The sequence below is a fragment of the Phytoactinopolyspora endophytica genome, from assembly GCF_004138495.1.
Lineage (GTDB): Bacteria > Actinomycetota > Actinomycetes > Jiangellales > Jiangellaceae > Phytoactinopolyspora > Phytoactinopolyspora endophytica.
Genome location: NZ_ML142849.1, coordinates 597,743 through 599,767 on the forward strand (window position 1 = coordinate 597,743; position 2,025 = coordinate 599,767).

The window sequence follows — 2,025 nt, forward strand, 5'->3', positions numbered from 1 at the left end:
GCACCGCCATCCGGCCCGCGTCGGCGACCGGGCTCGCGATAGAGGTCAGAGGCGGGTACGCCATCGCCGCGAAGAGGATGTCATCGCAGCCGGTCACGCTGAACTGACCGGGCACGTCGAAGCCGCGCTCGGTCAGCCTGCGCAGCATCCCCAGGGCCATGATGTCGTCGAACGCCACCGCCGCCGTCATGTTGCCTGCCACGACGGCGTCGGCGGCCATCATGCCACCGGAGAAGGTCGCCGGATATGGCCCGCAGACCTCGAACGACATGCCCAGCTTGTGGGCCTGGCGCCGGGCACCGTCCCGCCGTTCCCGGTCGGACCACGACGATTTCGGACCGGACACGTAGGCGATGTCCCGATGTCCGAGGGCATGAAGGTGGTCGACGATCTGCCGGATGCCCTCCCGGGTCCGGCAGGAGACCGAGGCGATCCCGTCGACGGTGCGATTGACCAGGACCACCGGTGTACGCTCGGCGGCCTCCCGGATCACACCGGCCCGCGACCGCGGCGAGCAGATGATGACACCGTCCGCCTGGCCCGCGAGATCCCGGAGCATCGTGGCCTCGCGCTCCGGATGCTCGTCGGTGTCCATCAGCAATACCGAATAGCCCTTCTCGTATGCGGTGTCCTCCACCGCCCTGACCAGCGGCGGGAAGAACGGATTCGCGATGTCTGGCAGAACGACGGCGAGCAGCGCCGTCCGCCCGGTGACCAACCCGCGTGCCGATCGGTTCGGCCGGTATCCGAGCCGGTCGGCGATCGCAAGAATCTGCTCCCGGGTCGCCTGACGGATGAGGTCCGGCCTGGTGAACGCCCGCGAGACAGTGGAGATGGACACGCCCGCCTCATCGGCGACGGCCTTCAACGACGCCGTCTTGGCCATGTTCGCGTCCCTTCCCTCGAACGCCCAGAGTATCCACGGGCCGGCAGGAGTCATACCCTGCCCGGTCCAATGGACCGTTGACACCAGAAGCATGCCATGCAATTGTTTGCAAACGCTCGCACCATACCCCAGTTCGTACCAGCCCGCGACCGCCGATGGAACCGGTCGTGTGAGGCCTGACCTCCCCTGACGACGGTTTACCCGGAGATGGACGGTGACCGCACATGACCATCAGAATCGGCATTGCCGGCGTCCAGCATCCACACATCGATGCGATGCTGGACGACGCGGCACGCCGCACGGACACCCAGCTGATCGGCATCGCGGAACGCGATCATCGGTTGCGCGCGGACTATGCCGGCCGCTACCGGCTGCGCGAGTTCGACGACCACACCCAGCTGCTGGACGCCGGCGGTCTGGACGCGATCCTCGTCGGGGACGTCTTCGGTGCACGCGGACACATCATCACCGACGCCCTCTCATACGGCGTACATGTCCTGACCGACAAGCCGATGTGCACCACGCATGCCGACCTGGACGCCATCCACCACGCCTGGCGCGGGGGCGATCACCTGCTCGCGATCGCCTTCGAGAAGCGGTTCCTCCCCGCCACGCTCGCGTTCTCCGACGCGCTCGAGGCCGGCGAGCTCGGCGAGATCGCGATGGTGACCAGCAGCGGCCCACACAAGCTGACGCTGAACGAGCGGCCGGCCTGGATGTTCCACGCCGCCACCTACGGCGGGATCCTCAACGATCTGGTCGTGCACGACATCGACCTGCTGCTGCATTTCACCGGCGCCACCAGCGGCACCGTGCGCGGTTACGTCGGCAACCGCGGGCACCCGTCGGTACCGGAGTTCGAAGACCACGGGTTGGCCGCCATCCAGATCGACGACGGTGGACCGCTCGCATCCCTCGATGCGCATTGGCTGAGCCCTGAGGCGGCGCCGTACTTCGGCGACATCACGATGCGTGTGACCGGCCTGCACGGAACGGCCGATATGCACTGGATTCACAACCGTCTCGTGGTCGGCACGCACGATCGCGCGCCGGCTGACGTTCCGCTGCCCCAGCGGCGCAGCGCGACACATGACTTCCTCGACGCCTTGGCCGACGGCCGCCCACCGGCGGTGAGCGCC

General features: G+C 67.7%; 2 protein-coding genes. One reads left to right on the forward strand and one right to left on the reverse strand.

Features of this window, described 5'->3' with window-relative positions; translation table 11 throughout:
• Window positions 1-979: LacI family DNA-binding transcriptional regulator (locus tag ELR45_RS02635; protein WP_165367408.1), on the reverse strand; the 979-nt coding region annotated here is incomplete at its 3' end.
• A 131-nt stretch (window positions 980-1,110) separates the two neighbouring features.
• On the opposite strand from ELR45_RS02635, the gene ELR45_RS02640 reads away from it, so the two are divergent.
• A partial coding sequence (locus ELR45_RS02640; RefSeq protein WP_165367409.1) for a Gfo/Idh/MocA family protein occupies window positions 1,111-2,025 on the forward strand: 915 nt, incomplete at its 3' end.